Genomic DNA, 25432 nt, shown 5'->3' with positions numbered 1-25432 from the left:
TCTGGTTTTTTACTCTCAAAATCAAAAGACAGAGAAGATTGAGTTAGCATACCCAGCAGGTGATTGGAGGGCAGGACGGAGACTCCTGCGGCAGGAAGGGACGTGTGAGACCGAGCATGGCGAAGCCTGCGGGCTCACCGCCCGGCCGCGGAAAGCGCAGTCCTGCCCGGAAATCACCTGCGGTTTATCAAAAGCAAACCTAAGCGTTAACCTTCTCGCTCCACTCCTCAACATTCCACGTCCGCGTCGCCCAATCCTCATAAAAATCAGGCTCGTGGCACACAAGTACAATCGTTCCATTATACGCCTTCAGCGCACGCTTCAGCTCTTCCTTCGCTGTCACATCCAGGTGATTCGTCGGCTCATCAAACAGCAGCCAGTTACTCTCATGCATCATCAGCTTACAAAGGCGGACCTTCGCCTGTTCGCCACCTGATAACTGATTCATCTGGCGTGAAATATGCTCATTTTTCAATCCGCATCTTGCCAGCGCAGCGCGTACCTGATGCTGGTCCATGCCTGGAAACTCGCTCCATACATCCTCGATCGGCGTGATCGCTTTCGGCTTCATTTCCTGTTCGAAATAAGAAGGATAAAGGAAGTCGCCGTGAATCACTTTTCCGCCCAGAGGATCAAGCTTACCCATAATAGTTTTCAGCAGCGTTGATTTACCGACACCATTGCAGCCGACAACAGCGATTTTTTCACCGCGCTCAATTTCAAGCGTCATCTTCGGCAGGAGCGGCTCGTCATAACCGATTTCAAGGTTTTCAGCTTCTATAACATAACGGCTGCTGCCTCGGGATTCTTTGAAATCAAATGTTGGTTTTGCAGCTGTTTCAGGGCGGTCGATCCGCTCAATTCTGTCAAGCTGCTTCTGACGGCTTTTTGCACGACCGGTTGTTGAATAGCGCGCTTTATTTTTCGCAATAAAGTCTTCCTGCTTTTTAATAAATTCCTGCTGCTTCTCATACGCCTGCAGGTGCTGGTTTTTGTGAAGCTCAGCAAGCTCAATAAATTTATCATAGCTTGCCGTATAGCGGTTCATACGGGCAAACTCTAGGTGCAGGATAATGTCCACTGTATCATTCATAAAATTCGTGTCATGTGAGATCAGCAGAAATGCATGTGGATAATCCTTCAGATACATAGAAAGCCAGCGGATATGCTCGACATCAAGGTAATTGGTCGGCTCATCCAGCAGCAATACTTTCGGCTTTTCAAGTAAAAGCTTCGCTAAAAGAACCTTCGTACGCTGACCGCCGCTCAGTGCAGATACGTCACGGTCAAGACCGATTGCATCAAGACCGAGTCCACGTGCAACTTCTTCAATTTTAATATCAAGCGTATAGAAGTCACCAGCATCCAGCGCATCCTGGATCTCAGCCATTTCCTCTAAAAGAGTTTCAAGCTCTTCAGGCGTGGCATCCGCCATTTTACCTGTGATTTCATTCAGTTCTTCTTCCTTTTTAAATAGAGGAAGGTAGGCATCACCAAGTGTTTCGCGCATTGTTCGGCCGGGTGTCAGCTGTGTGTGCTGATCAAGGTAGCCGTAATGCGTGCCGGGCAGCCATTCCACTTTTCCTTCATCGTGAATGAGCTCTCCCGTTAATATATTCATCAGCGTTGATTTACCAACGCCGTTTGCACCGACAAGTCCAATATGTTCACCGGCTAATAACCGGAAAGAAACGTCTTTGAAAAGTGTGCGGTCTCCAAATGAATGGGACAGCTTACTTACAGTTAGTACACTCATGTTTGTCCTCCAAAATCAAAGTCTTCCTACATCATAATAGATGTAACCTATTCCCGCCACCTTAAAAACCTTCGGAAGCTGTAAAGTTGCGTATGCAACTAAATGGGTTTATACTAATCAGCAGTGTAATAGAAATGGGATGATATTGATGAAACACGCACACACTGCCGGGCGCTGGCTATCAACGGTGCACCGGTACAGTTATATATTTTTAAGTAAGACCTTTGCTGAATACGGAATCGGGCAGGGGCAAATAAAATTTCTAATGATGCTTTTTGAACAGGACGGTTTGACGCAGGAGTATATGGCGAATGAGTTAAATATTGATAAAGCAACTGTCGCGCGTGCTGTCCGTAAGCTTGAGACAGAGGGTTACGTGAAAAGAATGCCGCATGAATCAGATAGAAGATCGAATTATATTTATCTGACTGAAAAAGCAAAGGATATAGAGTCATTTGTAAAAAAGGAAATGGCGTACTGGACTGAAACGTTAACAGCAGGCTTTACAGAAGAAGAGCAAAAGCTTGCGATTGAACTGCTGAAGCGGATGGCAGGCAATGCAGTACGCGAAGTCGAGGGAAGGGACGAGGTGACATCGAATGAAGCAGCAGAGTGAAAGACTCGGGACTGAAAAAATCTCATCATTGATGGTGCGCTTTTCTGTTCCGGCATTTATCGGAATGTTCGTAATGGCGTTTTATAATATTGCGGATACATTCTTTATTGCAAGAGGCGTCGGAACAGTCGGGGTTGCGGCACTTTCGATTGCTTTTCCGCTGCAGCTGATTATTACAGCATTTGCAGCAGCAATCGGAATTGGTGGGGCGTCTATTATTTCAAGACGCCTCGGTGAGAACAGGCTCGATGAAGCGAATAAAATTTTCGGAAATGTGATCTGGCTTGTCGGGTTCCTGAGTGTCCTGATGGTTGTTGCGGCGCTCGTATTTTTAGAGCCGATTCTGGTGACATTCGGTGCGACTGAAGAGATCCTTCCTTATGCAGCAGAGTACCTGTCGATTATTTTGTACGGAGCGATTTTCCAGGCATTTGCGATGTCGATGAATAATGTCGTGCGTTCTGAAGGAAATGCGAAAATGGCGATGCTGACGATGATTATCTCAGCTGGACTGAACATCGTGCTTGACCCGATCTTTATCTTTACATTGGATATGGGTATGGCCGGGGCTGCAATTGCCACTGTCATTTCACAGGCAGTCGGAGCGATCTGGATTTATCTATACTTCCGTGCAGGGAAAAGCTCACTCGAATTCAAATGGATCGGGTTTATGCCGGACTGGCGTGTGGTGCGTGAAATCACGCAGATCGGTTCCGCTACATTTGTGCGGCAGACTGCAGGAAGTCTGATGTTTATTGCGGTGAACTGGATGCTTGTCATTTACGGCGGGGAGTCTGCTGTGGCAATCTTCGGGATTATTAACCGTATTATGATGTTTGCGATCCTGCCGATGTTTGGAATCGTACAGGGGATGCAGCCGATCATTGGATATAACTACGGTGCGAAGCTGCACCACCGTGTAAGTGAAACGTTAAAGCTTGGGATTGGGATCTCGACTGTGATGGCGATATTTGTATGGGCAGTAACCATGCTGTTCCCAGGTGCCATGATGTCAGTATTTTCAACGGATCCTGCAGTCATTGCAGGAGGGGAAGAAGCAATGCGCTTTATCTTCCTGATCGTACCGATTATCGGGTTCCAGATGGTTACAGGTGGACTGTATCAGGCGCTCGGAAAAGCGAAAATTTCTTTTATCCTGTCTATGGCAAGGCAGCTGATCTTTTTAATTCCGCTTGTGTTAATTCTGCCAACCTTCCTTGGATTAACTGGTGTCTGGCTTGCTTTCCCGATTGCAGACTTACTTGCGTTTCTGCTATCGCTCTTCTTTGTCTGGAGAGATCGGAGAAGTTTATTTCAAAAAATGCCTGCACCAAAATTGCGTCAGGCGGAAGTGCACAGTTAACGAAAACACCCTTAGCCAAATCGGCTAAGGGTGTTTTTAAGTTAATCATAATCGCGTCTGAATAGCACTTCTTTCGGTACTTCTGTTCCACGTGCTCCGCGGACGTCGGTTTCACCGGTTTCTGTCGGGTAGAAGATAATAAAACTTTCAGGGTTGGCAACAGCCAGTCGGCTTGGGAGCTGATCAAGCTGCGGATGCCACGCGATGGTCCCTTTCCTGGCACTCATCACAATCACTAAATCATTTTTGCGTAATGATTCAACAGGCTGCCTGTATAGTTCCTGCCAGGAAGCTAGCCTGTGAATGACAGTTGTAACGTTTGGTTTAATATCACCGAGAATTTTTTCGTAAGGTTCAGTCTGATCGCGGACGACCAGGACTTCTAATAATGTATTTAATTGTGCTGCCATCCCTTTAACAATTCTCAGGGCATCAGCAAATCCAGGTTTATGGTCAGAGCCGCTCGGGACTAACAACATAATCCGGTCAGTCGTATTCAGCGGGTGTCCAAGCTTTACAATCATTGCCCGTTCATTTGTATGATCCAGAAAGTTATCGATCACACTGCCGAAAAGCTTGGTCTTCGTGGACTTTTGCCCATTCCACCCGGCAATAATGGTTGTAATCCGCTCTTCAGCTACAGCCCGTTCAATTCCACGTCCCGGGTTCCTGTCAACTTTGATCAGTGACCTCGCCGGGATTTCAGCGCTCGCTGCATGGGCGATTGCCTGTGTCAGCATTTTTTCAGCGCTTGCGACTGCGTTTTCAACAGATTTCACGTCACGTTGTACAACGCTTAGTGGGTAAATTGGTTCTTCAGAAGCTTTTGCCCGTCTGACTACGAAGCTGAGGTCGAGTAAAGTCTCCGTTGTTTTCGGATTGGCAACCGGAATGAGAATTCTTTCCGGACGCTCATCGCTCAGCTGAGGCGCTTCAAGCGTTTCACTTTCTGCAAGCTTACGGCCGAACTTTTCTGTGAGATAAGGACCTGTTATGCATGTGAGGAGAATCATGACGATCACTGCATTCACTGTTGCAACATCAAGCAGCCCGATTTCAAAACCGACAAGTGTAGCGGCAAGCGTTGCAGCAGCCTGTGGTGTCGTCAGGCCGATCATGACAAAATTCTCAAGGCGGTTATAATGATAGATTTTACTGGTCACCATGCTCGCGATTGATTTACCGATCAGCACTGATCCAAGTACAACACCGAGCATAAACCATGCATCCAAACTTGAAAACAGCACAGATAAATCCATCAGCATCCCGACAGACAGCAGGAAGAACGGAATGAAGAGTGCATTCCCTGTAAAACGGATTCTGTTCATCAGCGTTCCATGGTCGTAAATATAGCGGTTCAATGCAAGACCTGCAAGGAATGCACCAATAATCGGTTCAAGTCCTGCAAGGAGTGCAAGCGCCCCTGCTACAAACATGACAGTTAAAACGAAGTTAAACTCCATCTGTCCATCATTATTCGAGTTTCTGAAAAACCATTTAGCTGTAAAAGGTGCACCTACAAGCACGACAAGACCAAAAATAATCGTGGAAACAATCAGGCGGAACCAGAATTCTGCACTTGTGTCTCCACCGGCAAGCCCAACCACTGCAGCAAGTATAAGCATAGCGAATGTATCCGTTAAAAGCGTTCCGCCAATCGCTGTAGTGACGGCTTTATTTTTCGCAATGCCAAGTCTTGAAGCGATCGGATAGGCAAGCAACGTATGTGAGCCCACGATTGAGCCGAGTAAAATGGCTGCGCTGAATGAAAAGCCAAGATAATATGCTAATACTGTACCAAATAATAAAGGAACAAAAAATGAAAGCAGACCGAATAAAATACTTCTCGATCGGTACTTTTTAAAGCCATCAATATCAAGTTCAAGCCCTGCAATAAAAATAATGAATAAGAGGCCAACTGTACCTAAGAGCTGGATCGTCTCCCCGCGCTCCAGCAGACCAAGTCCGTTAGGGCCGATAACCACCCCTGCGATAATGGGTCCGATGATGCCCGGGATCCGGAGCTTACTCATCAGAAATGGTGAAATAAGAAAAATAATGACAGCCAGTCCAAAAACGAGCACCGGCTCCTGCAATGGAAGAGTCATAGATCAACCTGCTTTCCTGAGACTTGTATAGTCAGATTATATACGAAACATAAATGTGAGGAAATAAATAGCCGATTGCCTGCTCCGGCAACCGGCTGTTATCACTTATTCCTCAAGTTTTCTAAGCTCAGAAAGCTCTTCTTCAATTAATGTCAGTCTTTTTTGAGCTGATGCCCCGTCCCGTCCAACAGACTCGAGCTTCTCAAGGTCATCCTGCGCTCTCATATATTCCATCTTCAACTCGGCAATTCTGTTTTGAATCTCACTTTGTGTCATCATCATCCCTCCATTTTTCCATTCTAACAAATTTACATTTATCGCGACAAAACTTAAACCAATGCGCTTACATAGAACAGAAGAAGGGTAAAGAGTAGAGTATTTTCAGAAAATTTAGAGGAATTTTGTTTTCATAGGTTGAAAGAATGATGTAGTACTAATGATGGTTTTTTATGATTTATCGATAAAACTTTTAAAAGCTACCAAAGTGCTGATGATTGGAGCGTACGGGACGGCTCGCAGGAAGAAGGTGATGTGTAAGGCTATGGCTAAGCCTGCGGACTCAACGCCCGGCCGAGGAAAGCGTCACCCTCTTACTGCAATCAGCAGCCGGCTTTAGAAAGTCATCTTAAAGGGGGACAGGCAAATGTTCAAGCCGTATCAGTCTGATAGAAATTTTGATGAAATGCTTGAAAAAGACGGCTCAGTCAGGTCGCACTATCAGGATTTTCACAAAGTCATGGATCAGTTCAGTGAAGCCGAACTAAGAGAAAAGCACGAAACAGCCCAGCTCAGCTTTTTAAGACAGGGCATCACATTTACTGTTTATAACGACAATATTGGTACAGAACGTACAATGCCTTTTGATTTTATTCCGATTATCATGCCGCCTGAAACATGGATGATGATTGAAAAAGGAATGAGGCAGCGGGTTGAAGCACTGAACCGTTTTCTCGATGATGTGTACCACGACGCAGAAATTATAAAGGATGGCGTGATCCCTAGAGAGTTTGTCGAACAGAACCCTTATTACCTGAAGAAACAGGTAACAGGGATTGATGTGCCGCTTAAAAATCATATTTTCTTAGCAGGTATTGACCTGATCCGCGACCAGGAAGGTACATACCGCGTGCTTGAGGATAACCTGCGTAACCCTTCAGGTATGTCATACGTTTATCAGAACCGCTATGTCATGCGTCAGGTATACCCCGAATTTTTTAACCGTCATAGTATTCAATCGCTTGAACATCAGCTTTCCCATATGCACGATGCTGTACTCGATCACTGCCCGATTAATTGTATTGCTGAGCCGAGGGCGGTCCTGTTAACACCGGGAATGTATAACTCAGCTTATTATGACCATGTATTTCTGGCCCAGCAGATGGGAATTGAGCTTGTCGAGGGGCGTGACCTTCACGTCAGAGACAATATTGTCTATGTCAAAACGATCCGCGGCATGCAGCGCGTTGATATTATTTACCGCAGAATTGATGATGAATTCCTGGATCCTCAGGTATTCAATAAAGATTCAGCACTCGGTGTGCCCGGATTGATGAGCGCTTATAAAAAAGGGAATGTATCGATTTTAAATGGTGTCGGAAATGGGGTTGCAGATGACAAGGCAATGTATGCGTTTGTCCCTGAGATGATCCGCTACTATTTAAATGAAGATCCAATCATTCCAAATGTAGATACGTATTTTATGAGAAACATCGAGCAGCGTAAGTGGGCGCTTGAAAATATTGATCAGCTCGTGGTGAAAAATGTAGGGGCATCCGGCGGTTACGATATGCTGATTGGTCCTCATGCTACAAATGAAGAGATTGACCGCTTCAAAAAGAAGATCGAGGAAGAACCGCACCAGTATATTGCACAGCCAACCATACAGCTTTCAAGGGCGCCTGCTTTCCAGGATGGACGCTTTTATCCATGTCATGTGGATCTGCGTGTGTTTGTGATGAGAGGAAATAAAACGCACGTGCTGCCTGGTGGACTATCAAGGGTGGCGCTGAAGGAAGGCTCGCTTGTCGTAAATTCATCACAGGGCGGCGGCGGAAAAGACACCTGGGTGTTAAAAGGAGGCGAAAGCAACTATGCTGAGCAGAGTAGCTGATTCACTTTACTGGATGTCACGAAATATTGAGCGCGCAGAAAATAATGCACGTGTACTTGGTGTACAGCTGATTCAGATGCTTGAAGCTTCTTCTGAAGAGACGCTTGCCCGCCACGATTGGGAAACGGTCCTTGAAATTTGTGGTTCAGTAGCAGATTTCAATCGTCTCTATCCTAAAATGAGCACGAACCATATGATCGTTTACCTGGCCTTTTCAGAAGAAAATCCAAATTCAATCTTAAGCTGTATCAAGTTCGCACGGGAAAATGCAAGAACCACCCGTGATATCATCCCGAATGATTTATTTGAAGTCTGGAACAATCTTTATCTTGAAATGACTGAGATTAAAATTTCAGAAGGGTCATTAAGAGATGTCCAGCACTTTTTAAACAGAGTGAAAATCGCAGCGCTGACGTCACATGGCATTGTGGATTCGATGATGACACGCGGCGTACCATACAGATTTTTCAATGTTGCTAAATGGCTTGAACGCGGTGAGAAAACAGCACGCATTTTAAATATTTTAAACGATCAGTCTGCAGCTAATCAGCAAAAAGCAGACGGTACAAATTATTATTACTGGCGCTCGGCACTGCAGCTGGTGAATGGCTATGAGGAATATTTGAAAAAGTATCCACCTAGAATGAATGAGAGGGATGTTCTGACATTTCTTATATCAGATTTCTCATTCCCACGGGCCATTCAATATTGCATAGACCATATCAGAGAGTCCATTATTTCTCTTGAAGGCGGACGTGTTTCGCACTATTCATGGAGAATGTATGCGGCGCTGGATTTGATCATTGACGAGTTTGACGAGCGGAAGATCAGATCATTAAAAGAAGAAGGCATCAGCGCTTTCCTGGATGATTTCCAGAACAAGTGTAATGATATCGGACGCATTTTTTCTGAGACTTATTATCTCGTCGAACCTTCAAAATCCTCTTGAAAGGGTAAGAATCAAGAGGAGAAACTTACAACACGAGGGAGCGGACGACCGATGAAGTATGAAATTACACATATCAATTCGTTTAACTATACAACAACAGTCGATCAGAGTATGAATGAGATCAGACTGAAGCCGAGAACAGACGAATGTCAGCGGCTGCTTGCGTACCGGACAGAGCTGACGCCGGCTGCTTTGACAAAGGAGTATCAGGATATCTGGGGGAATAATGTTGAATCTTTCTTTATTGCTGAGATGCACCAGTCACTTGAAGTGAAGACCATTTCAACAATTAGTATTCAACGAAGCCCATTTATCGAGCGGATTGATTACTCACCTGAAATGAAATCCATTTTCCATTCCAAGATTTTCAGACAGCAGTATCTGCCGTTTTTGAATCAGACAATGTACACATATGTCACGCAGGACCAGGTGAATAAAGTGGTTAATGAAATAGGGAATACAGAGAACCCTGTGAGATTTTCTCTAGATCTGATGAAATACGTATATGACCTATTCACGTACGATCCTGAAGCGACGGATGTCAATACTAAAGCGACAGAATCGATAGAGGACTGTAAAGGCGTATGTCAGGATTATGCCCATGTCATGATCGGTCTTTTGAGAGCTCATAATATTCCGGCGAGATATATCAGTGGTTACTTGTATGTGGGAGAAGATTCAGCGCTTGTGGGTGATGCAGCCACACACGCCTGGGTGGAAGTGATGGTGCCAGGTATCGGCTGGGTCGGTCTTGATCCGACGAACAATGTAGAGGCACTTGAAAATCATATCAGAATTGGTGTTGGCCGAGACTATGCTGATGTCAGTCCGCTGCAGGGAGTCTACCGCGGGGGTGAGCAGGAGCTTGATGTAAAGGTGAGCGTAAAACTGCTGGACCAATAATACGAATGATCAGGAAAGCTATGTGTTGTGCGCATGACACATAGTTTTTTTGATTTTTCACAGCAAATCCACATCGCCGGAATTGTTTAGAAATCGAGATAGTTGTCGATATAATGATAAAGGCGGTGAACAGGATGAGGTCAAGAACCGCAACAGTTATCGGCTCACATACGGCAACAGGCTATGAGCTGATTAAAGAATTATGTTCACGCAGTGTTTATGATGAAGTGATCGTTCTGTCTGAAAGCAAAACACCATACAGTCATGAGAAAATGTCAGAGCGGATCATTGATTTCAGATATATAGAAGCAGGTCATCTCGGTGTGGTTGATGACGTGTTCTGCTGTGTTCAGCCGGCAAAGGATGACCCATGGTTCGATCCGCTCAAGCTTGCTGCTGCAGTGAAAAAGAGCAATGCAGCACAATACCTTGTACTATCTTCTATGGGTGCAGATGCCCGTTCAGCCCTTAAGCTCAACCGGCGTTACGGGGAATATGAACTGCAGCTTCAAAAATTTATTTTCCCCTCACTGCATATTTTTCGACCGTCTATTTTACTGACAGATCCAAGTGAATACCGTGTAAAAGAATCAGCAGCCGAAAAGGTGATGACTTTTGCAGGCTGGGCAATGATTGGTCCTCTTAAGACCTATAAGGGAATCAGAGCCTCTCAGCTGGCACTTGCGATGACGGAAAAGGCATTAAATGGAGAATGTCCATCCGTTGCAGTCTATCAATCAGGTGAAATTGAAAATACAAAAAGAAGTGAGATAGAAACTTAATTCTTCTTATCAACTGCGATAACTGGTAAAGTATTAGGCATATCAGTTTGAAGATAAAGGTGGTGTCACGGAATTGTTTGATTCTTTGTTATTTACGGCGATGCTCGTCGTCTTTTTAGGAATCCTTTCACAATGGCTCTCATGGCGGATCCGTATGCCTGCAATTGTTGTGATGTCGGTTGCCGGTATTATTGTTGGACCAGTACTTGGATTCATTAACCCGGAGCAGGAGTTTGGGGATTTATATGGACCGATTATTTCAATGGCTGTTGCCATTATTTTATTTGAAGGAAGTTTGCAGCTGGATTTCCGGGAGATTCGTGATCTCGGGAAGCCTGTTTTCAGAATCGTTACGTTCGGGGCATTTATCGCCTGGATTCTCGGTTCATTAACAGCGCATTACATAGCAGGATTATCTCTTCCGGTGGCATTCGTAATTGGTGGTTTGTTTATTGTAACCGGACCTACCGTCATATTACCGCTGCTTAGACAGGCCAAGCTTAAACCGCGGCCTGCGAAAATTTTAAAATGGGAAGGTATCATTGTTGATCCATTTGGCGTCCTTCTCGCATTATTCGCATTTCAGATTATCCTATTCTTTGTCGATGAATCAGTGACATTTGCTAATCTGCTTCTATTCTTTGGAGCGGCTGCATTTGCGACGGTTCTCGGCTGGGCACTTGGACGTGGAATGGGCTGGATGTTTGAAAAGGGCTATATCCCTGAATTCCTAAAGTCACCCGTATTATTTGCTGTTGTCCTGTTCTGTTTTAGTGTGGCAGATGAAGTCATGCATGAAACTGGACTGCTTTCTGTTACAGCAATGGGTATGACGATGGCGAATATGCATATCTCTTCTATCGGTGATATGCGTCATTTCAAAGAAAATATTTCAGTCCTGCTGATCTCAACGATTTTCATTATGCTGACGGCTTCACTTCAGGTGGAAACGTTACTTGAGATCTTTAACTTGAGAATTATCGGCTATGTTGTGCTGATGCTTCTGATCGTGAGACCGCTATCCATTTGGCTGTCGACTATTGGGACTGACCTGTCCTGGCAGGAGCGGACGCTTGTCGGTTGGATCGCACCGCGTGGAATTGTCGCACTGACTGTATCGGGGTATTTCGCATCAGTTCTCCTTGATACCGGGTTTGAAGATGCTGAAATTCTTACTGCATTAACATTTGCTCTGGTATTTGCAACAGTTGTTGTGCATGGCTTCTCGATTGGATGGGTCGCTAAAAAACTGAAGCTTGCCAATGATGAAGGACCGGGTGTCATCGTTGTTGGAGGGAACTCTTTTACAAGGGGTCTGACTCACACCTTGCATGAAATGAAGGTCCCTGTCATTCTTGTTGATTCATCATGGCGCAACCTTGCACCAGCGAGACAAAGAGGTGTGCCGACGTTTCACGGAGAGCTTTTATCTGAACAGACTGAGTACAGACTGGATATGACACCGTATGAGTCCATACTTGCTGCTACCTCTCTGGATTCATATAATGCACTTGTCTGCTCAACCTTCACACCTTCTATCGGACGCAAGCATCTGTTCCAGATCTCAATGGAAAAAACACATGATGCTGACTTAGCTGAACTGCGTCATACCGTCGGGGGAAGAGTGCTGTTCAATGAGAAGGCGACGCTGCAGGAACTGAATCGCCGCGTTGAAAGTGGTCACGTATTCAGAAAAACACAAATCACTGAGCAGTATACGTATGATAAATATAAAGAAGAAATTAATGATGATGATTTACTGATTGGTGTACTTAACAAAACAGGACATTTCGAACCATTCGTAAAAGACTGGGAAGTAGTGATTAATCCTGGGGATACATTAATCAGGCTGACTGCACAGACGAAAGAAGTCGAGAAGGTAAAGCAGAAGATGAATGGTGATAAATAAGGGTATCCGGAAGGCGCTGAACTGCGTTTTCCGGATTTTTTTAGTGGTGTGACGGCTGCCGGGGGAGGAGGGCGTCGAGGTTTTTGCTGTAGTTGTAGCAATTTGTATGTGAGTTGTCGTGATACGCCCGGGAGTTTGTAGCAATCCCCTACTGAGTTGTAGCGCTCCACCCCGGAAGTTGTAGCAATCCCCAGGGCGCACAGTAACGATCAGCGCTGAACCTCCAATATGCCCTCAGACTGCCCCGGATATGTTATACTCACTAACAGAATTCAACTTGAAAAGGACGGATTTAACAATGAAGAAAACAGTCGTACTGGCTGAAAAGCCGTCAGTTGGCCGCGATATTGCACGCGTGCTGAACTGTCATAAAAAAGGAAACGGTTATCTTGAAGGAGACAAATATATTGTCACATGGGCACTTGGGCATTTAGTGACACATGCGGACCCGGATCACTACGGAGATCAGTATCAGTCATGGCGACTTGAAGACCTGCCCATTTTGCCAAAGGAAATGAAGCTTGTTGTGATTAAGAAAACAGGCAAACAGTTTCAGTTAGTTAAAAGCCAGCTGACGCGCGGAGATGTTGGTGAGATCGTCATTGCAACTGATGCGGGGCGTGAAGGGGAACTTGTTGCACGCTGGATTTTAGAGAAGGCAAAAGTGAATAAACCGGTTAAGCGTCTATGGATCTCATCGGTGACTGATAAAGCGATCCGCGAAGGCTTTAAAAATCTAAAGGACGGCGACCGTTATGTGCCGCTCTACCATTCAGCTGTCGCACGTGCAGAGGCTGACTGGATTGTGGGAATCAATGCGACGCGTGCACTGACGACAAAGTTTAACGCACAGCTGTCATCAGGCCGTGTACAGACACCGACGATCGCAATGATTGCGATGCGTGAGGAAGAAATAAAGCAGTTTAAGCCGAAAAAGTTTTATGGATTGCAGGCAAAAGCTGATGGGCTGGTGCTGAAATGGACAGATGGAAAAACCAATCAAACGTTTGATCAGCAAAAAGCGGACAGTCTTTTAGCGAAAACAAAAGGCCATGAACTGATCATTAAAGATGTGAAAAAGACACCCAAAAAGACTTATCCAAAACCTTTATACGACCTGACTGAGCTGCAGCGTGACGCACACAAACGCTATCACTTTTCAGCAAAAGAAACGCTTTCCATTCTGCAGAAATTATATGAGCAGCATAAGCTCGTGACATACCCGAGAACAGACTCGCGCTTTCTGTCATCTGATATGACAGAGACGCTTGCTGACCGCCTGAAAGGGATGAAAGTACAGCCTTACGCACCCCACGTTGTAAAACTGTTACGGAAACCGATTAAAGCAGGCAGCTTTATCAATGATGCAAAAGTATCCGATCACCATGCGATTATCCCGACAGAGGAAACGCTGCGGACTGAAAAGCTGAACGACCGGGAATGGAAAATCTACAGCCTGATAGCTGAGCGGTTCCTTGCTGTATTGATGCCTCCTTATGAATACGAGCAGACAGTGGTAACAGCAGAAATCGGCGGTGAAACCTTTACCGCTAAAGGGAATATTCCAATCAAGCTTGGTTTTAAAGAGCTGGATCAGAGTGAAGATGAACAGCATGCGGCACTGCCTGACGTTGAAAAAGGAAGCCGTCTGAAAGTGCAGAACGTCAGCATCACGACTGGAGAAACTCAGCCGCCTGCGAGATTTAATGAAGGAACACTCCTGTCAGCGATGGAAAACCCGAAAGCCTATATGCAGGGTGAAAAGAAAGAGCTCGTTGAAAAACTTGGAGAAACCGGCGGCCTTGGCACAGTTGCAACACGTGCAGATATTATAGAAAAGCTATTCAACAGCTTTCTGATCGAAAAACGCGGCAATGATATTTTCCTTACATCAAAAGGACGTCAGCTGCTTGATCTTGTACCGGAAGAATTAAGATCACCGGCACTGACAGCCGAGTGGGAACAGAAGCTTTCAGCTATTGCTGACGGTAAGCTGAAGCAGCAGGCATTTATGAGCGAAATGACGCAGTTCTCTAAAGACGTGGTGCGCTCAATCAAAAACAGTAAAGCGCAATATAAGCATGACAATATGACAGGCACGCACTGTCCTGACTGCGGCAAGCTGATGCTCGAAGTGAACGGAAAAAATGGTAAAATGCTCGTCTGCCAGGACCGTGAATGCGGACACCGTAAAAATATCGCCAAGAAAACCAATGCACGCTGTCTAAAATGTAAAAAGAAAATGGACCTGCGCGGTGAAGGGGATGCACAGACATTCAGCTGTGTCTGCGGCTACCGTGAGAAAATGGATGCCTTCCAGAAGCGCCGCAAAGAAAACCAAAAGAACAAAGCAGGTAAGCAGGACGTCAAGAAATACATGAAAAAGCAGGACAAAGAAGAGCCCGTCAACACAGCTCTTGCTGATGCACTGAAAAACCTGAAACTATAAGAAAAAGCGTTTCTCTCCGGTTGATGGAGTGAAACGCTTTTTTTGGTAGCGGCGCAGCGGGGACGGAGTTGACTGATCCATTTTTGTAATCATTCTAAAAATGAACCACACAACTCCGTCCCTGGTGAGTCGCCTAAATATTATCTAACCTACTTCCACACTCTTAGCAGAAGCCCGCTTATAAAAAATCATAAAGAATGTCACACTCGCCGCTGCAAGAAGCGTTAATACCAGAAAGAGGTTACTGTATATGACGTTATCACCACTTGAAGAAAACGGGTTCAGTCTCAGCGTCACACCCTGGATCTCAAGAACGGCTCCAAAGATCGCACTTGCAAATGCTCCACCCATAAAGTTCAGCAGGTTGAACAGTCCGATGCCTACCCCATTTTCCTCACGGCTAAGCGTAGAAGAGAGAATGTCAGCAGTTGAACTCTGTACGAGCGGGAAGCCAAGATAGGCCACCAGCATACAAATTGATATAATCCACGCCTGACTGCCGGCAAAAGTTGAAATGAGCAGACAGCCGCCGGCGATTAACAATAAAGCTGTAACGACAACCGGCACACCGCCGCGCTTATCAATCACACGACCGCCATATTGTCCTAGAAAGCCTGAAATAATCGCACCAGGAAACAGTACAAGACCAATGCCGATGGTCGAGAGTGCATTTAAATCACGTAGCATGATCGGGATGATAAAAATTAGTCCAAACAGACAGGACGTCCCAAAAAAACTCGTCAACACCGTCACTGTATAACGCTTATTTTTCAAAATCGCAGGCTGGATAAACGGGTTCTTTGCCTTCAGCGTCCACCAGACGAACAAGCCCCCGGCAACAGCCGTCACAGCAAGAATCCATAGCGTATATGTCGTAATCACAAACAATAAACTCGCAACCGTAATCGCAATTAAAATGGCACCCGGAATATCAATACTTCCTTTACGTCGATCCTCAATCGGCAGCCACTTTCTGAAAAGCGGAATCGACAGAGCAGACATCATCGACAGGATAAACAAAAAGCGCCAGTCCAGCACGCCGCCAATTAATCCGCCAACAATTGGCCCAACACCTGAAGCGAAGGCAACAGTAGACGCAACATATCCAAACACCTTCCCCCGGCTCGAAGGCATAAACCTTGCCGGAATAATAAACGAAAGCGCAGGAATACTCGCACCACCCATTGCCTGAAAGATCCGCGCCACAATTAGAGTGGGGAAGTTAGGTGATAAAAATCCAATTAACGAACCAATCGCAAATAACGAAATACCGATCGTAAATAAAGTACGGATCGCAAACAAGTCAGCAAGCTTCCCATACATCAGCGATCCGATGGCAAATACTAAAATATATCCGGTCAGCACCCAGCTTACCTGGGATGGAGACAAACCAAAGTCTGCCGCAATATCCGGTACCGCGACATTAAACATCGTCCCATTCATTACTGTAAACGCGAGTATTAAACAAATTAAAAAAGTCAGCTTTTTCTTCTGACTATCAGGCACTTCTTTTATATCTGTCATGTTAAAACCTCTTACTTTCTGTTTAGCTTTGTAAATAGTGGCTGATGAACTCCGCTTCAGGCGGACGCTTTCCGCGGCCGGGCGGTGAGCCTCTTACATGCTGCGCATTCCAGAGTCTCACCTGTCCCTTATCCGCCGCTGGAGTCGCCGCCTTACGCTCCGTTCATCAGCTGTGCAGATACAACAATGAATTTTGGTAAGCTTCAATATTACTATCTGAAGTTGTTAGAAACAACGCTTCATTTTTTAAAATATAACCGCTGAGTCTAAGAGAATATTTAGATAAAATTAAGGTGGTGATCGTAGTGGAGGACGGAGACTCCCGCCCCAGGAAGGGACAGGTGAGACCGAGCATGGCGAAGCCTGCGGGCTCAGCGCCCGGGGGCAGGAAAGCGCAGTCCTCCACGGAGATCAACACCGGTTATGTGAGTTAAATATTTCGCTATCCAAAATAATCATAGAGCCTCAAGGGAAAATTGTAAAACGGTTTAGCCGGATTCGTGTAAAATAAAAATAATCAGAAAACACAAAGGGGCGTTTGGTAATGGCAAAAGGCAAGACGAATGCAATGAGAATACTTGATGCTGCATCCATTTCATACGGCACAACATCTTACGATTCAAAGGACGGGCTGACAGACGGCGTGGCAGTCGCAGAAAAAGTCGGCCGCAAAGCAGATGAGGTATTTAAAACCCTTATTGCTCAGGGAACATCAAAACAGTATTATGTATTTGTAATTCCTGTAGACCGTGAGCTGAACCTTAAAAAAGCAGCAGCTGCAGCAGGGGAAAAGAAGGTGGAAATGATTCCGATGAAAAGCCTGCAGCAGATTACCGGTTACATAAAAGGCGGCTGTTCTCCGATTGGCATGAAAAAGCAGTTTCCAACTTTTATAGATGAGCCTGCAAAAACGCAAAAATCCATTTTAGTAAGCGCTGGTCAGGTTGGTAAACAAATTGAAATAAATCCCGATGACCTCAGTCATGTCACGGGTGGAGCATTTTCAGTACTCACATAAAAAATTTTCGAAAGTTTAACTATTTCTCCTGCCGGGTAGAATTGTTCTGTAGAGCAATTTACAGCAATTAACCAGGAGGAGATAAGCATGAGTCTATTTTACAAAGAGTTCACAAACGATGAGGAAGTAGTAAATGCAATTGGCTCCATTAAAGCAAAGGGTGTTAACGAGGATACGATCTATGTCGTAACACATGATGACGACCGTACAAAACGAATTGCGGATAACGCTGACGCAAATACGCCAGGCGGATTCGCAACAAAAGCGAAAAACATTTTCAGCAAAAAAGGCGATGAGCTGCGTGATCAGTTCAAGGATCTGGGTTTCACAGCTACTGAAGCAGAAGGTTTAGAAGAAAAACTTGATGAAGGTAAAGTCATTGTCGTTGTAAAAGACGCGCCGGCAGGCTTTACAGTATAATTTTTGATAAGAAATCTGTCCTCTTAGCAGGGCAGATTTTTTTCTTGAAAGATATAGGTATATTTTCACTAAGCGTCGAACATAGCTGGTTAAACGCCGAACATCACTGTTTAACCTTCGAACATCGAACATCTACTGTCGAACCCCAACCGTTATCCTCCGAACACCAAACGTTTTCCGTCGAACCACGTCATAACCAGCACTACAAATCCCTCATCAACCAAAAAAATATCAAATATGTTAAAGTAGTCTAAGTGAAAATATGATCTCTATTAATGAAAGAAGGATTTTCTATGAATAGAAGAGAAAAAACGCTGCGCTGGAGCTTCTTCCTGACGGGTCTTGTGATATTAGGGCTCGGCATTACACTGACAATCAAGGGACAGCAGCTCGGTATCGGACCGTGGGACGTGCTGCACGTCGGATTGTTCCAGCAGTTTGGCCTGACTGTCGGGACATGGGCCATTTTAGTTGGTGCACTGATCATTGGATTAACGGTATTAATGACGAAAAAGCCGCCACGCATTGGTGCAATTTTGAATATGCTGTTAATCGGAGTATTTATTGATTTCTTTAACTGGCTGATACCGGAGCCGCAGTCTATCGTCGGAGCGACTGCTATTTTGCTGGCAGGCATTATTGTATCAGGTTATGGTGTGGGAATATATGTATCTGCAAATCTTGGTGAGGGGCCCCGAGATACGATTATGATGATGATTGTGAGAAAAACGGGGTGGAATGTGTCTAAGGTACGCCGCAGTATTGAGATTGTGGCACTCGCTATAGGCTGGCTATTAGGTGGTCCTGTCGGTATCGGAACGATTCTAATTGCATTTTTTACCGGTACGATTGTTAATCTGTCGCTGCCGCAAAGTCAGCTTGCCCTCACGAAACTGCTTGCAAAAGATACAAAACCAGCAGCGCATCATGCGTGATTTTCCGAGCAGATTGGTTGGTGTTAAAATGAACGTCCTGTAAACTTATATGAAAACGCAGGAGTGATGTGTGTGTACGATTTTACAAAAACAGATGCACAGAAGAGAATGATTGCTGACCTGAACAGACTCATTCCTTCATTTAAAAAACGTGAACATTTACTTGATGAACCGAATGCTTACCCAGAAGAAAATATAAAAGAACTGATTCAACACGGCTATTCAACATTGACCCTGCCAAAGGAATTCGGTGGTCAGGGAGAAGGGCTTTATGAACTTGTACTTGGTCAGGAGGCGATCGCCAAAGGAAGCGGTGCAACTGCGCTTTCGATCGGCTGGCACACGGGTACGCTGCTTGAGTTCAGTGAAAGACGTCACTGGAAAAAGGAAGCAGCCGATTTTATCCTGGAGAAAATAAAAGACGGTGCAATTGTAAATACAGCCGCCACTGAAAAAGGTGCAGGCAGTCCTGCAAGAGGAGCGCTGCCAAAAACAATAGCTGTCAAAACTGCATCAGGCTGGGAGATTACAGGTGAGAAATCCTACACATCTCTTGCGCCAATGCTCGATTACATTTTCGTCACTGCGGTCATTGAAGGGACAAAGCAGGTCGCAACTTTTATTATTCCTGGGGATGCTGAAGGTGTATCGATCAGAGAATCCTGGGACAGTATCGGGATGCACGGTACGGCAAGTCATGACCTCGTATTAGAAAAGGTTGAAGTGCCTGAGCGCTATTTGTTGAAGGATGGAAAAGAAGCCGGTGCCAAGCCGCCAATGAGCTGGCTGCTTCATATACCTGCATGCTATATCGGTATTGCAGGCGCTGCACTTGAAGACGCTACTGCTTTTGCCGCAGCTTATGAACCTGCTTCATTGGGCGAACCGATCGGCAGCCTGCCAAATGTACAGGAAAAGCTCGGTGATCTGCAAGTGAAGCTATTAAGTGCGAGACAGGTGCTTTATCATACAGCTGAAGCCTACGAGCGGGCTGATGATAAAGAGGATGTGCGATCACTCTTAAGTTCAGCTAAAGTCCATGTAACCAATGCTGCAATTGAGATTGTAGAAAAATCCATGAGAATTGTCGGACCGCAGAGTATGTCTGCGCAAAGTCCAATGCAGCGCTATTACCGGGACGTGCGGATGGGACTGCATAACCCGCCGATGGAGGATATGGTGAAAGGGCAGTTTGGGAAGCAGATGGTGGGTGAGTGATGGGTCGCGGAAGATGGCTGTCGATTGCTGAAGCGGGTGCTGGCATTTAATTGAATCATTGGTGATGATATTTGGTTCACCGCTGTCATTATTTGCATCATCTCTACACTTTATTGAACGTTCAGCTAATCGGACTGGCGGAATTGAATCATCACTCGTCATAATTGATTCACCGCCCGCATGAATCGAATCATCCCGAGACATAATTGAACGCCAACACGCACACCATACAAAAAAGCCGAGACTAGGGACATTCCCCGGATCTCGGCTTTTTCCTATTCCAATGTTACATTATCAATCGTAATGTCATGCGCTTCATTTGCTTCACCGGCAACAGTTCCCATTAGAGACTTCAGGCTAAGTGGTTCCTGAGTCGCTGCAGTAAAAGTGAATTCATATGTCTGTTGATCGCCTGTAAGCTCGACGATTTCAGATAGTGACCTTGCATAAGCAGCAGTTTCAAGCGTCACTTCAATCTTACGGTCCGCTACACTTAGATGTCATAGGAAATGTGTCTAGTAAATCTAATTTATTCCACCATAGAGATCGTTTTATCAATTAAATCTCTATTTCCACCTCAACACCAAAATGATCGGATACAACAGGGTAGTGTTCCCCGTTAAAAATCACTTTAGAGGACCTTACTTTTACAGGAGCTGACGCAAAAATGTAATCGATTCTGAGCGGCTGTGCGTTTCCTTCCCAGCCTGCGATTTCGCCGAATACGGTTGTGCCGCTGTCTTTTGATTCAGCAAGTGTGTAAGTGTCCTCCAGACCTTTTGATAGAAGGAGGCCATAGCCTTCTTCCTTTAAACCTGCGTGATTGTTGAAGTCTCCCATATAAAATGAAAGTCTATCAGGGTGCTGTTTTCCGATTAAGCGTTCAACCTGTTCAATATAAGGCTCTTCTTCATCACTCCACCAGCCGAGGTGGCATGAATAAAAGTCAATCAACTGGCCACCGGCGTCCACTGTGATCCGTGGGACTGCACGTGTCTTCCAGTGATCAGGGTCAACAGATTCTGTAATAAAAAATGAATCCGCTGCTGTGATCGGAAGGCGTGAAATGAGTGCAACGCCTTCTTCATAAATATCATAACCGTAATGACAGAAAGTCCAGTGCATCCGATCGTCTTTTCTCCCGAATGCTGCTAAACGTTTCAGCAGTTCGAGACCAAAGTGTCCTTTTTTATAATCACCTTCTGCAGGCGCATCAGTCAGCTGACTGACCTCCTGCAGGGCGATCACATCGTAATCACGTTCTGTGATTGTTTTTGCCAGAATATCAAGCTTCTCAAGCTGCTGTTCTTCCTGCCAGGAATGACAGTTCAGTGTGAGCAGTTTCATCGGTTAAGCTCCTAACTCGTCCTGGATATCAGATTTGAGAACGTCTGCTTTAGGGCCGTAGATTGCCTGAACGCCGCGGTCACGAAGCACAAGTCCAAGGGCACCGTTTTGCTTCCAGATTCTCTCGTCTGCTACAAGAGCGATATCTTTTACTGTTACACGAAGACGCGTCATGCATGCATCCACATCTTCAATATTTTCTTCTCCGCCTAAAAGACCGATAATCGCAACAGCCTGTGAATCTTTGTTGCCATCAGTTGTTTTAGATGAAACCTTCTCTCCTGTCGTTTCTTCAATATAATTTCCTGCACGTCCCGGAGTAGGGAAGTTAAAGCGTTTGATCAGGAAGTAGGCTGCTCCGAAGTTCACTGCGAACATCATCACAGATACCAATACCAGGTTGATCAGGTCGCGGGTAAGCCCGGCATTTACAATCAGCGGTGTTCTTGTCAGGAATTCAATAAATCCAAATGCGTGAATGCGCAGATCAATTAAATCAACAAGTGCAAACGAAACACCAGTCAGCACTGCATATACGATGTAAAGAAGTGGTGCTGCGAACATGAACATGAATTCAATTGGTTCAGTGACACCTGTTAAAAATACAGCAAGTCCTGCTGAAAGGAACATTGATTTATACTTTGTGCGTTTGTCTTTATCAACATTCATGTACATCGCAAGCGCAAGTCCGATCAGCGCTGCAGATGATGCAATGAACTGTCCAACTTTAAAGCGGGCAGGCACAACTTCTTCAGTCAGCTGATTGTAGCCCGCAGTGTTACCCTGTTGAAGCATATTGTAAAGATCGGTAACCCAGGCGAGCCATAGTGGATCCTGTCCGGATACCATGCTGCCTGCACTTGCACCGGTTTGGATCACATAAGTACCGCCAAGCTCAGTATAGTTGATCGGAACCGTCAGCATGTGATGAAGGCCAAATGGCAGTAACAGACGCTCAAGCGTACCGAAAATAAATGGTGCAATGATTGGCGCTGAGTTTCTTGAACTCGCAATCCACTGACCGAAATCATTCAGCAGCCCCTGGATAAATGGCCATACAAGAGACATGATCAGCGCAACAACAACAGAACCTGCGATTACAACGAAAGGTACAAAACGTTTACCGTTGAAGAAAGCCAGCGCCTGTGGAAGCTTACTGAAATTATAATATTTGTTATAAAGTGCTGCCCCAAGGAAACCGGAAATAATTCCGACAAACACACCCATATTCAGTGCAGGTGCCCCAAGGACTGAAATAAAGTAATCAGCAACAACCAGTTCAGCTCCTAAAAGAGATGTAACTGTTGCAGAAGGATCAGCGAGCATATCAGCGTTTACACCGAATACTGCGCCAGTAATTCTATTAATTAAAAGGAATGCGATCAATGCAGCAAATGCTCCGCCTGCACGATCTTTTGCCCATGAGCCACCAATTGCGACTGCAAACAGAATGTGCAGATTCGTAATAATTGCCCAGCCGATGTCTTCCATGACACGTGCAATCGTTTGCATTAACACGATGTCGCCAGTCATCATCGCGATCAGCTTACCAAGTGAAATCATGATCCCGGCAGCCGGCATAACAGCAACCACAACTAGCAGTGCTTTACCGAACTTTTGCCAGAAATCAAAGGAACCGAAAATCTTTTTCATAACAAGCCCTCCAAGGTTCTATGTATAAATAGAGTAATTGATTGTATTATGTACAACTTGATGCAACCGTTTGCACTAATTGTTCATGTAGAATATTGTATATACAAGACGAAGAACTTGCAAGCGTTTTTATAAAAAATTTGTTTGATTGTGGCAGCGGCTCAGCGGGGACGGAGGTTAGTGAGTTATTTTTGTAGTCATTCTAAAAACAGAACAGCCAACTCCGTCCCCACTGTGCCGCCTGAGATATAATATTCATAAGCAGACATACAGCAAACACTATAAATGACAGTATCAGACATATCGGTATCTGCTTGGTAACATGGCGCAGTTTCCTGTCAGACCAATCCTGATCACTGGCGAAAATGGAGAAGGACTGATGAAATTCAATCTGCCGTCCTACAGGGATATTTTATATAAAACATTCTTTCAACTGCGTCATTACGGAAAAGAAGACGTCTCAGTTTTAACCGCCATGCTTGAAGCCATCGCATTCGCAGGAGAAGGTGCACCGCAGCAGCACCTTGACTCACTAAAAGAAACTGCCCGGTATGTGATTGAAAAAGCTGAGCTTGATCAGATGCCTGCAATGGATCGCGAGTGGATCAATCAGAAGCTGCAGGCGGTGGAGAAGGTGACTGGGAGATGAGGAGAGCGGCACAGTGGGGACGGAGTATGCCGCTGTGCCTTATTAACCAGACTGCGGCGTTCAAATAAGTGGAGAGGTGATTCAATTAATGCTGGCTGTGAACCTATTATGCCTGTCCATGATTCAATTATCTGTTCCGACAGCCCTGCTGATTCAATTATCCGGACAGGTGAAGCAATTATCATTTCTGATGAATCAATTATCCAGACCGCTGATTCAATTAACTGTGAAGTCAGAAGCTAGCCTCTAAATTTCTTATAAAAAATATGATTAAGTTCACAACTATGAAAAAGGACATTCCATCACGGAATGTCCTTTTTCTATGAAACCATCGTCTTCAGCAAATCCTGATAAGCCTTCGCTTCCTCAGCCTGTCCGGCAGCAAGGTAGGTACGGGACAGGCGTTCAACTGGTTCCCGTGATTCTGGGTGCAGCTCCATTTCGTATGTGTAGCAGTCAATGGCTTCCCGGTAGAAACCGATTTTTTCATAGAGTTCACCTGCAGCAGCCTGCTGTTCAGGGTCTTCCGCAGTTTCTGACAGCTGTTTTATAAGCTCATAGACTGGCAGGTTTGTGAGTGAAGTCAGATGGTGTAATAACGTATTTACATCACGATCAGGAACACGTTTGATGGCGGCCAGAATCATGTCGTTCATTTCCTCAGGATAGTCAGCAAGGAGCGGTGCAAGCTTACTGCAAAGGGTCTCGAACGATAGTGATCTCAGATTGTCCTGGTCATGCAGCAGCGTTCTCAGGTCCCGGACATCTGACGCCCTGAGTGTAAATGGATACTGTGCGAGCAATTGAATGGCTTCAACAGGGTGATGATTTCTGATGTATTCTTTGAATGCATTCCTGGCCGGTTCGTCATAACCGTCTGCAAGCAGCCTGTCATAGAGCGTTTGCTGCTGTGGCGGTGAATAGTGAACGTTTGTAAATTCGAGCAGTGTCTTAAAAGTTCCGGGAGCGGGGGAGGATCTGTATTCTTCCTCGGCTGCAGCAAGCTGATGCTGAATTGAAAAACCTACTTTCAGATTGCGTGCTTCCCACAACGTGCGCTGATCATTTGCCGGATCATTTTTTTCAGAACGGATTGACTGAATCCATTCGTGATCCGGATAAATGGATCTGATCCGGTCACAGACAATGGCTGCTTTTTTAAACTTTCCGTCGCGTTTATACGAATAGTAGTGATCCCGCAAAACTTTAAACAGCTTTTCTTCTTTAATCAGCCCGTCGAAGCAGCTAAAGATTTCTACGGTTTGCATCGGGTCATGCTCTATTTTTTTCAGTAAGGCAGTAAAAGATTGATTCACGATCGTTGACTTTGGTCCAATAAGCTGATCAGCAAGCGGATGGGGACATAAAAAAACAATTCCCTGCGTGAACGCTTTTTCAGTGTAGCTGCGCCTTCTGGAGCGGCTCACCTTTTTAGCGGCAAGGAATTGCTGGTCTTTAAAATATAAGTGATATAAGTGGCGGTACTCATCCTGTGCTTCAAGAATCGTACATGGAACGTGAATAGCCAGACGGGTTGGTGTCAGGGCGGTCCGTGATTGATCTTTATCTTTTAAATAAAAGGTATGATTCATCATTCTCGTTCCTCCTCTCAAATTCTTACTTATTATATCATACTTTTTAAATCGCTTTGCCTGTAAAATGAATATTCAGGTAGTGATGAGGGAAAAGATAAACTGTATACACATTACTTTGTCCACAATAC

Annotated in this window: 22 protein-coding genes; 14 read left to right on the top strand and 8 right to left on the bottom strand. The window is 45.2% G+C overall.

The window, feature by feature from the left end; translation table 11 throughout:
- Positions 1-199 precede the first annotated feature (199 nt).
- A complete protein-coding gene (locus LG330_RS16015) occupies positions 200-1756 on the bottom strand; it encodes an ABC-F family ATP-binding cassette domain-containing protein (protein ID WP_404405586.1) in 1557 nt (518 codons plus the stop codon).
- A 148-nt stretch (positions 1757-1904) separates the two neighbouring features.
- On the opposite strand from LG330_RS16015, the gene LG330_RS16010 reads away from it, so the two are divergent.
- Both LG330_RS16010 and LG330_RS16005 read left to right on the top strand, forming a co-directional pair.
- On the top strand, positions 1905-2372 hold the full coding sequence (locus LG330_RS16010) for a MarR family winged helix-turn-helix transcriptional regulator (protein ID WP_404405584.1): 468 nt from the start codon (positions 1905-1907) through the stop codon (positions 2370-2372).
- Positions 2356-3735: an MATE family efflux transporter gene (locus tag LG330_RS16005; protein WP_404405582.1), complete on the top strand. Its 1380-nt coding sequence runs from the start codon at positions 2356-2358 to the stop codon at positions 3733-3735. Before LG330_RS16010 ends, LG330_RS16005 begins: the two co-directional genes overlap by 17 nt.
- 41 nt (positions 3736-3776) lie before the next feature.
- Here the strand turns inward: LG330_RS16005 and LG330_RS16000 are convergent, their stop codons facing one another.
- Together LG330_RS16000 and LG330_RS15995 are read right to left on the bottom strand one after the other, a co-directional pair.
- Positions 3777-5843 (bottom strand): cation:proton antiporter, encoded by a 2067-nt coding sequence (locus LG330_RS16000; protein WP_404405580.1) that lies wholly within the window; start codon positions 5841-5843, stop codon positions 3777-3779.
- Between the two features lie 105 nt (positions 5844-5948).
- Positions 5949-6119: an SE1832 family protein gene (locus LG330_RS15995; protein WP_404405578.1), complete on the bottom strand. Its 171-nt coding sequence runs from the start codon at positions 6117-6119 to the stop codon at positions 5949-5951.
- A gap of 367 nt (positions 6120-6486) precedes the next feature.
- Here LG330_RS15995 and LG330_RS15990 point away from each other — a divergent pair, with 367 nt between their 5' ends.
- The 6 genes from LG330_RS15990 (at position 6487) to LG330_RS15965 (ending at position 14945) form a co-directional block, all read left to right on the top strand.
- On the top strand, positions 6487-7953 hold the full coding sequence (locus LG330_RS15990) for a circularly permuted type 2 ATP-grasp protein (protein ID WP_404405576.1): 1467 nt from the start codon (positions 6487-6489) through the stop codon (positions 7951-7953).
- Complete coding sequence (locus LG330_RS15985; RefSeq protein WP_404405574.1) at positions 7934-8902, top strand: alpha-E domain-containing protein; 969 nt, start codon at positions 7934-7936, stop codon at positions 8900-8902. The genes LG330_RS15990 and LG330_RS15985 overlap by 20 nt, the downstream gene beginning before the upstream one ends.
- A gap of 51 nt (positions 8903-8953) precedes the next feature.
- Entirely contained in the window at positions 8954-9805 is an 852-nt protein-coding gene (locus LG330_RS15980; protein WP_404405572.1) for a transglutaminase domain-containing protein, read from the top strand.
- 134 nt (positions 9806-9939) lie between these two features.
- Positions 9940-10587: a hypothetical protein gene (locus tag LG330_RS15975; RefSeq protein WP_404405570.1), complete on the top strand. Its 648-nt coding sequence runs from the start codon at positions 9940-9942 to the stop codon at positions 10585-10587.
- Positions 10588-10660: 73 nt separating this feature from the next.
- Positions 10661-12496 carry a cation:proton antiporter gene (locus tag LG330_RS15970; protein ID WP_404405568.1) on the top strand — a complete coding sequence of 612 codons (1836 nt, stop codon included), beginning with the start codon at positions 10661-10663 and terminating at the stop codon, positions 12494-12496.
- A 298-nt stretch (positions 12497-12794) separates the two neighbouring features.
- Positions 12795-14945, top strand: a complete 2151-nt coding sequence (locus tag LG330_RS15965) for a DNA topoisomerase III (protein ID WP_404405566.1) — start codon at positions 12795-12797, stop codon at positions 14943-14945.
- 144 nt (positions 14946-15089) lie between these two features.
- Here the strand turns inward: LG330_RS15965 and LG330_RS15960 are convergent, their stop codons facing one another.
- Positions 15090-16469: an MFS transporter gene (locus LG330_RS15960; protein WP_404405564.1), complete on the bottom strand. Its 1380-nt coding sequence runs from the start codon at positions 16467-16469 to the stop codon at positions 15090-15092.
- 544 nt (positions 16470-17013) lie between these two features.
- On the opposite strand from LG330_RS15960, the gene ybaK reads away from it, so the two are divergent.
- From ybaK to LG330_RS15940, 4 genes are all read left to right on the top strand, one after another.
- Positions 17014-17487, top strand: coding sequence for a Cys-tRNA(Pro) deacylase (gene ybaK / locus LG330_RS15955; protein ID WP_404405562.1), 474 nt, complete (start codon positions 17014-17016; stop codon positions 17485-17487).
- 87 nt (positions 17488-17574) lie between these two features.
- Positions 17575-17907, top strand: a complete 333-nt coding sequence (locus LG330_RS15950) for a general stress protein (protein WP_404405560.1) — start codon at positions 17575-17577, stop codon at positions 17905-17907.
- Between the two features lie 293 nt (positions 17908-18200).
- On the top strand, positions 18201-18842 hold the full coding sequence (locus tag LG330_RS15945) for a YitT family protein (protein ID WP_404405558.1): 642 nt from the start codon (positions 18201-18203) through the stop codon (positions 18840-18842).
- Between the two features lie 108 nt (positions 18843-18950).
- Positions 18951-20060: an acyl-CoA dehydrogenase family protein gene (locus LG330_RS15940; protein WP_404409641.1), complete on the top strand. Its 1110-nt coding sequence runs from the start codon at positions 18951-18953 to the stop codon at positions 20058-20060.
- A 275-nt stretch (positions 20061-20335) separates the two neighbouring features.
- Here the strand turns inward: LG330_RS15940 and LG330_RS15935 are convergent, their stop codons facing one another.
- From LG330_RS15935 to LG330_RS15925, 3 genes are all read right to left on the bottom strand, one after another.
- A complete protein-coding gene (locus tag LG330_RS15935; RefSeq protein WP_404405556.1) occupies positions 20336-20530 on the bottom strand; it encodes a hypothetical protein in 195 nt (64 codons plus the stop codon).
- An 88-nt stretch (positions 20531-20618) separates the two neighbouring features.
- Entirely contained in the window at positions 20619-21407 is a 789-nt protein-coding gene (locus tag LG330_RS15930) for an endonuclease/exonuclease/phosphatase family protein (RefSeq protein ID WP_404405554.1), read from the bottom strand.
- Between the two features lie 3 nt (positions 21408-21410).
- Complete coding sequence (locus LG330_RS15925; RefSeq protein ID WP_404405552.1) at positions 21411-23060, bottom strand: PTS transporter subunit IIBC; 1650 nt, start codon at positions 23058-23060, stop codon at positions 21411-21413.
- Positions 23061-23382: 322 nt separating this feature from the next.
- Between LG330_RS15925 and LG330_RS15920 the strand changes: the two genes are divergently transcribed.
- Together LG330_RS15920 and LG330_RS15915 are read left to right on the top strand one after the other, a co-directional pair.
- Positions 23383-23709, top strand: a complete 327-nt coding sequence (locus LG330_RS15920) for a hypothetical protein (protein ID WP_404405550.1) — start codon at positions 23383-23385, stop codon at positions 23707-23709.
- 88 nt (positions 23710-23797) lie between these two features.
- Complete coding sequence (locus LG330_RS15915; protein ID WP_404405548.1) at positions 23798-23959, top strand: hypothetical protein; 162 nt, start codon at positions 23798-23800, stop codon at positions 23957-23959.
- Positions 23960-24029: 70 nt separating this feature from the next.
- Here the strand turns inward: LG330_RS15915 and LG330_RS15910 are convergent, their stop codons facing one another.
- Positions 24030-25304 carry a tetratricopeptide repeat protein gene (locus LG330_RS15910; RefSeq protein ID WP_404405546.1) on the bottom strand — a complete coding sequence of 425 codons (1275 nt, stop codon included), beginning with the start codon at positions 25302-25304 and terminating at the stop codon, positions 24030-24032.
- Positions 25305-25432: the final 128 nt, after the last annotated feature.

It is taken from the genome of Jeotgalibacillus malaysiensis, from assembly GCF_044789845.1.
GTDB lineage: Bacteria > Bacillota > Bacilli > Bacillales > Jeotgalibacillaceae > Jeotgalibacillus > Jeotgalibacillus malaysiensis_A.
Note: the sequence above shows the minus strand (reverse complement) of the source record. Positions and strands in the feature narration are given on the sequence as shown.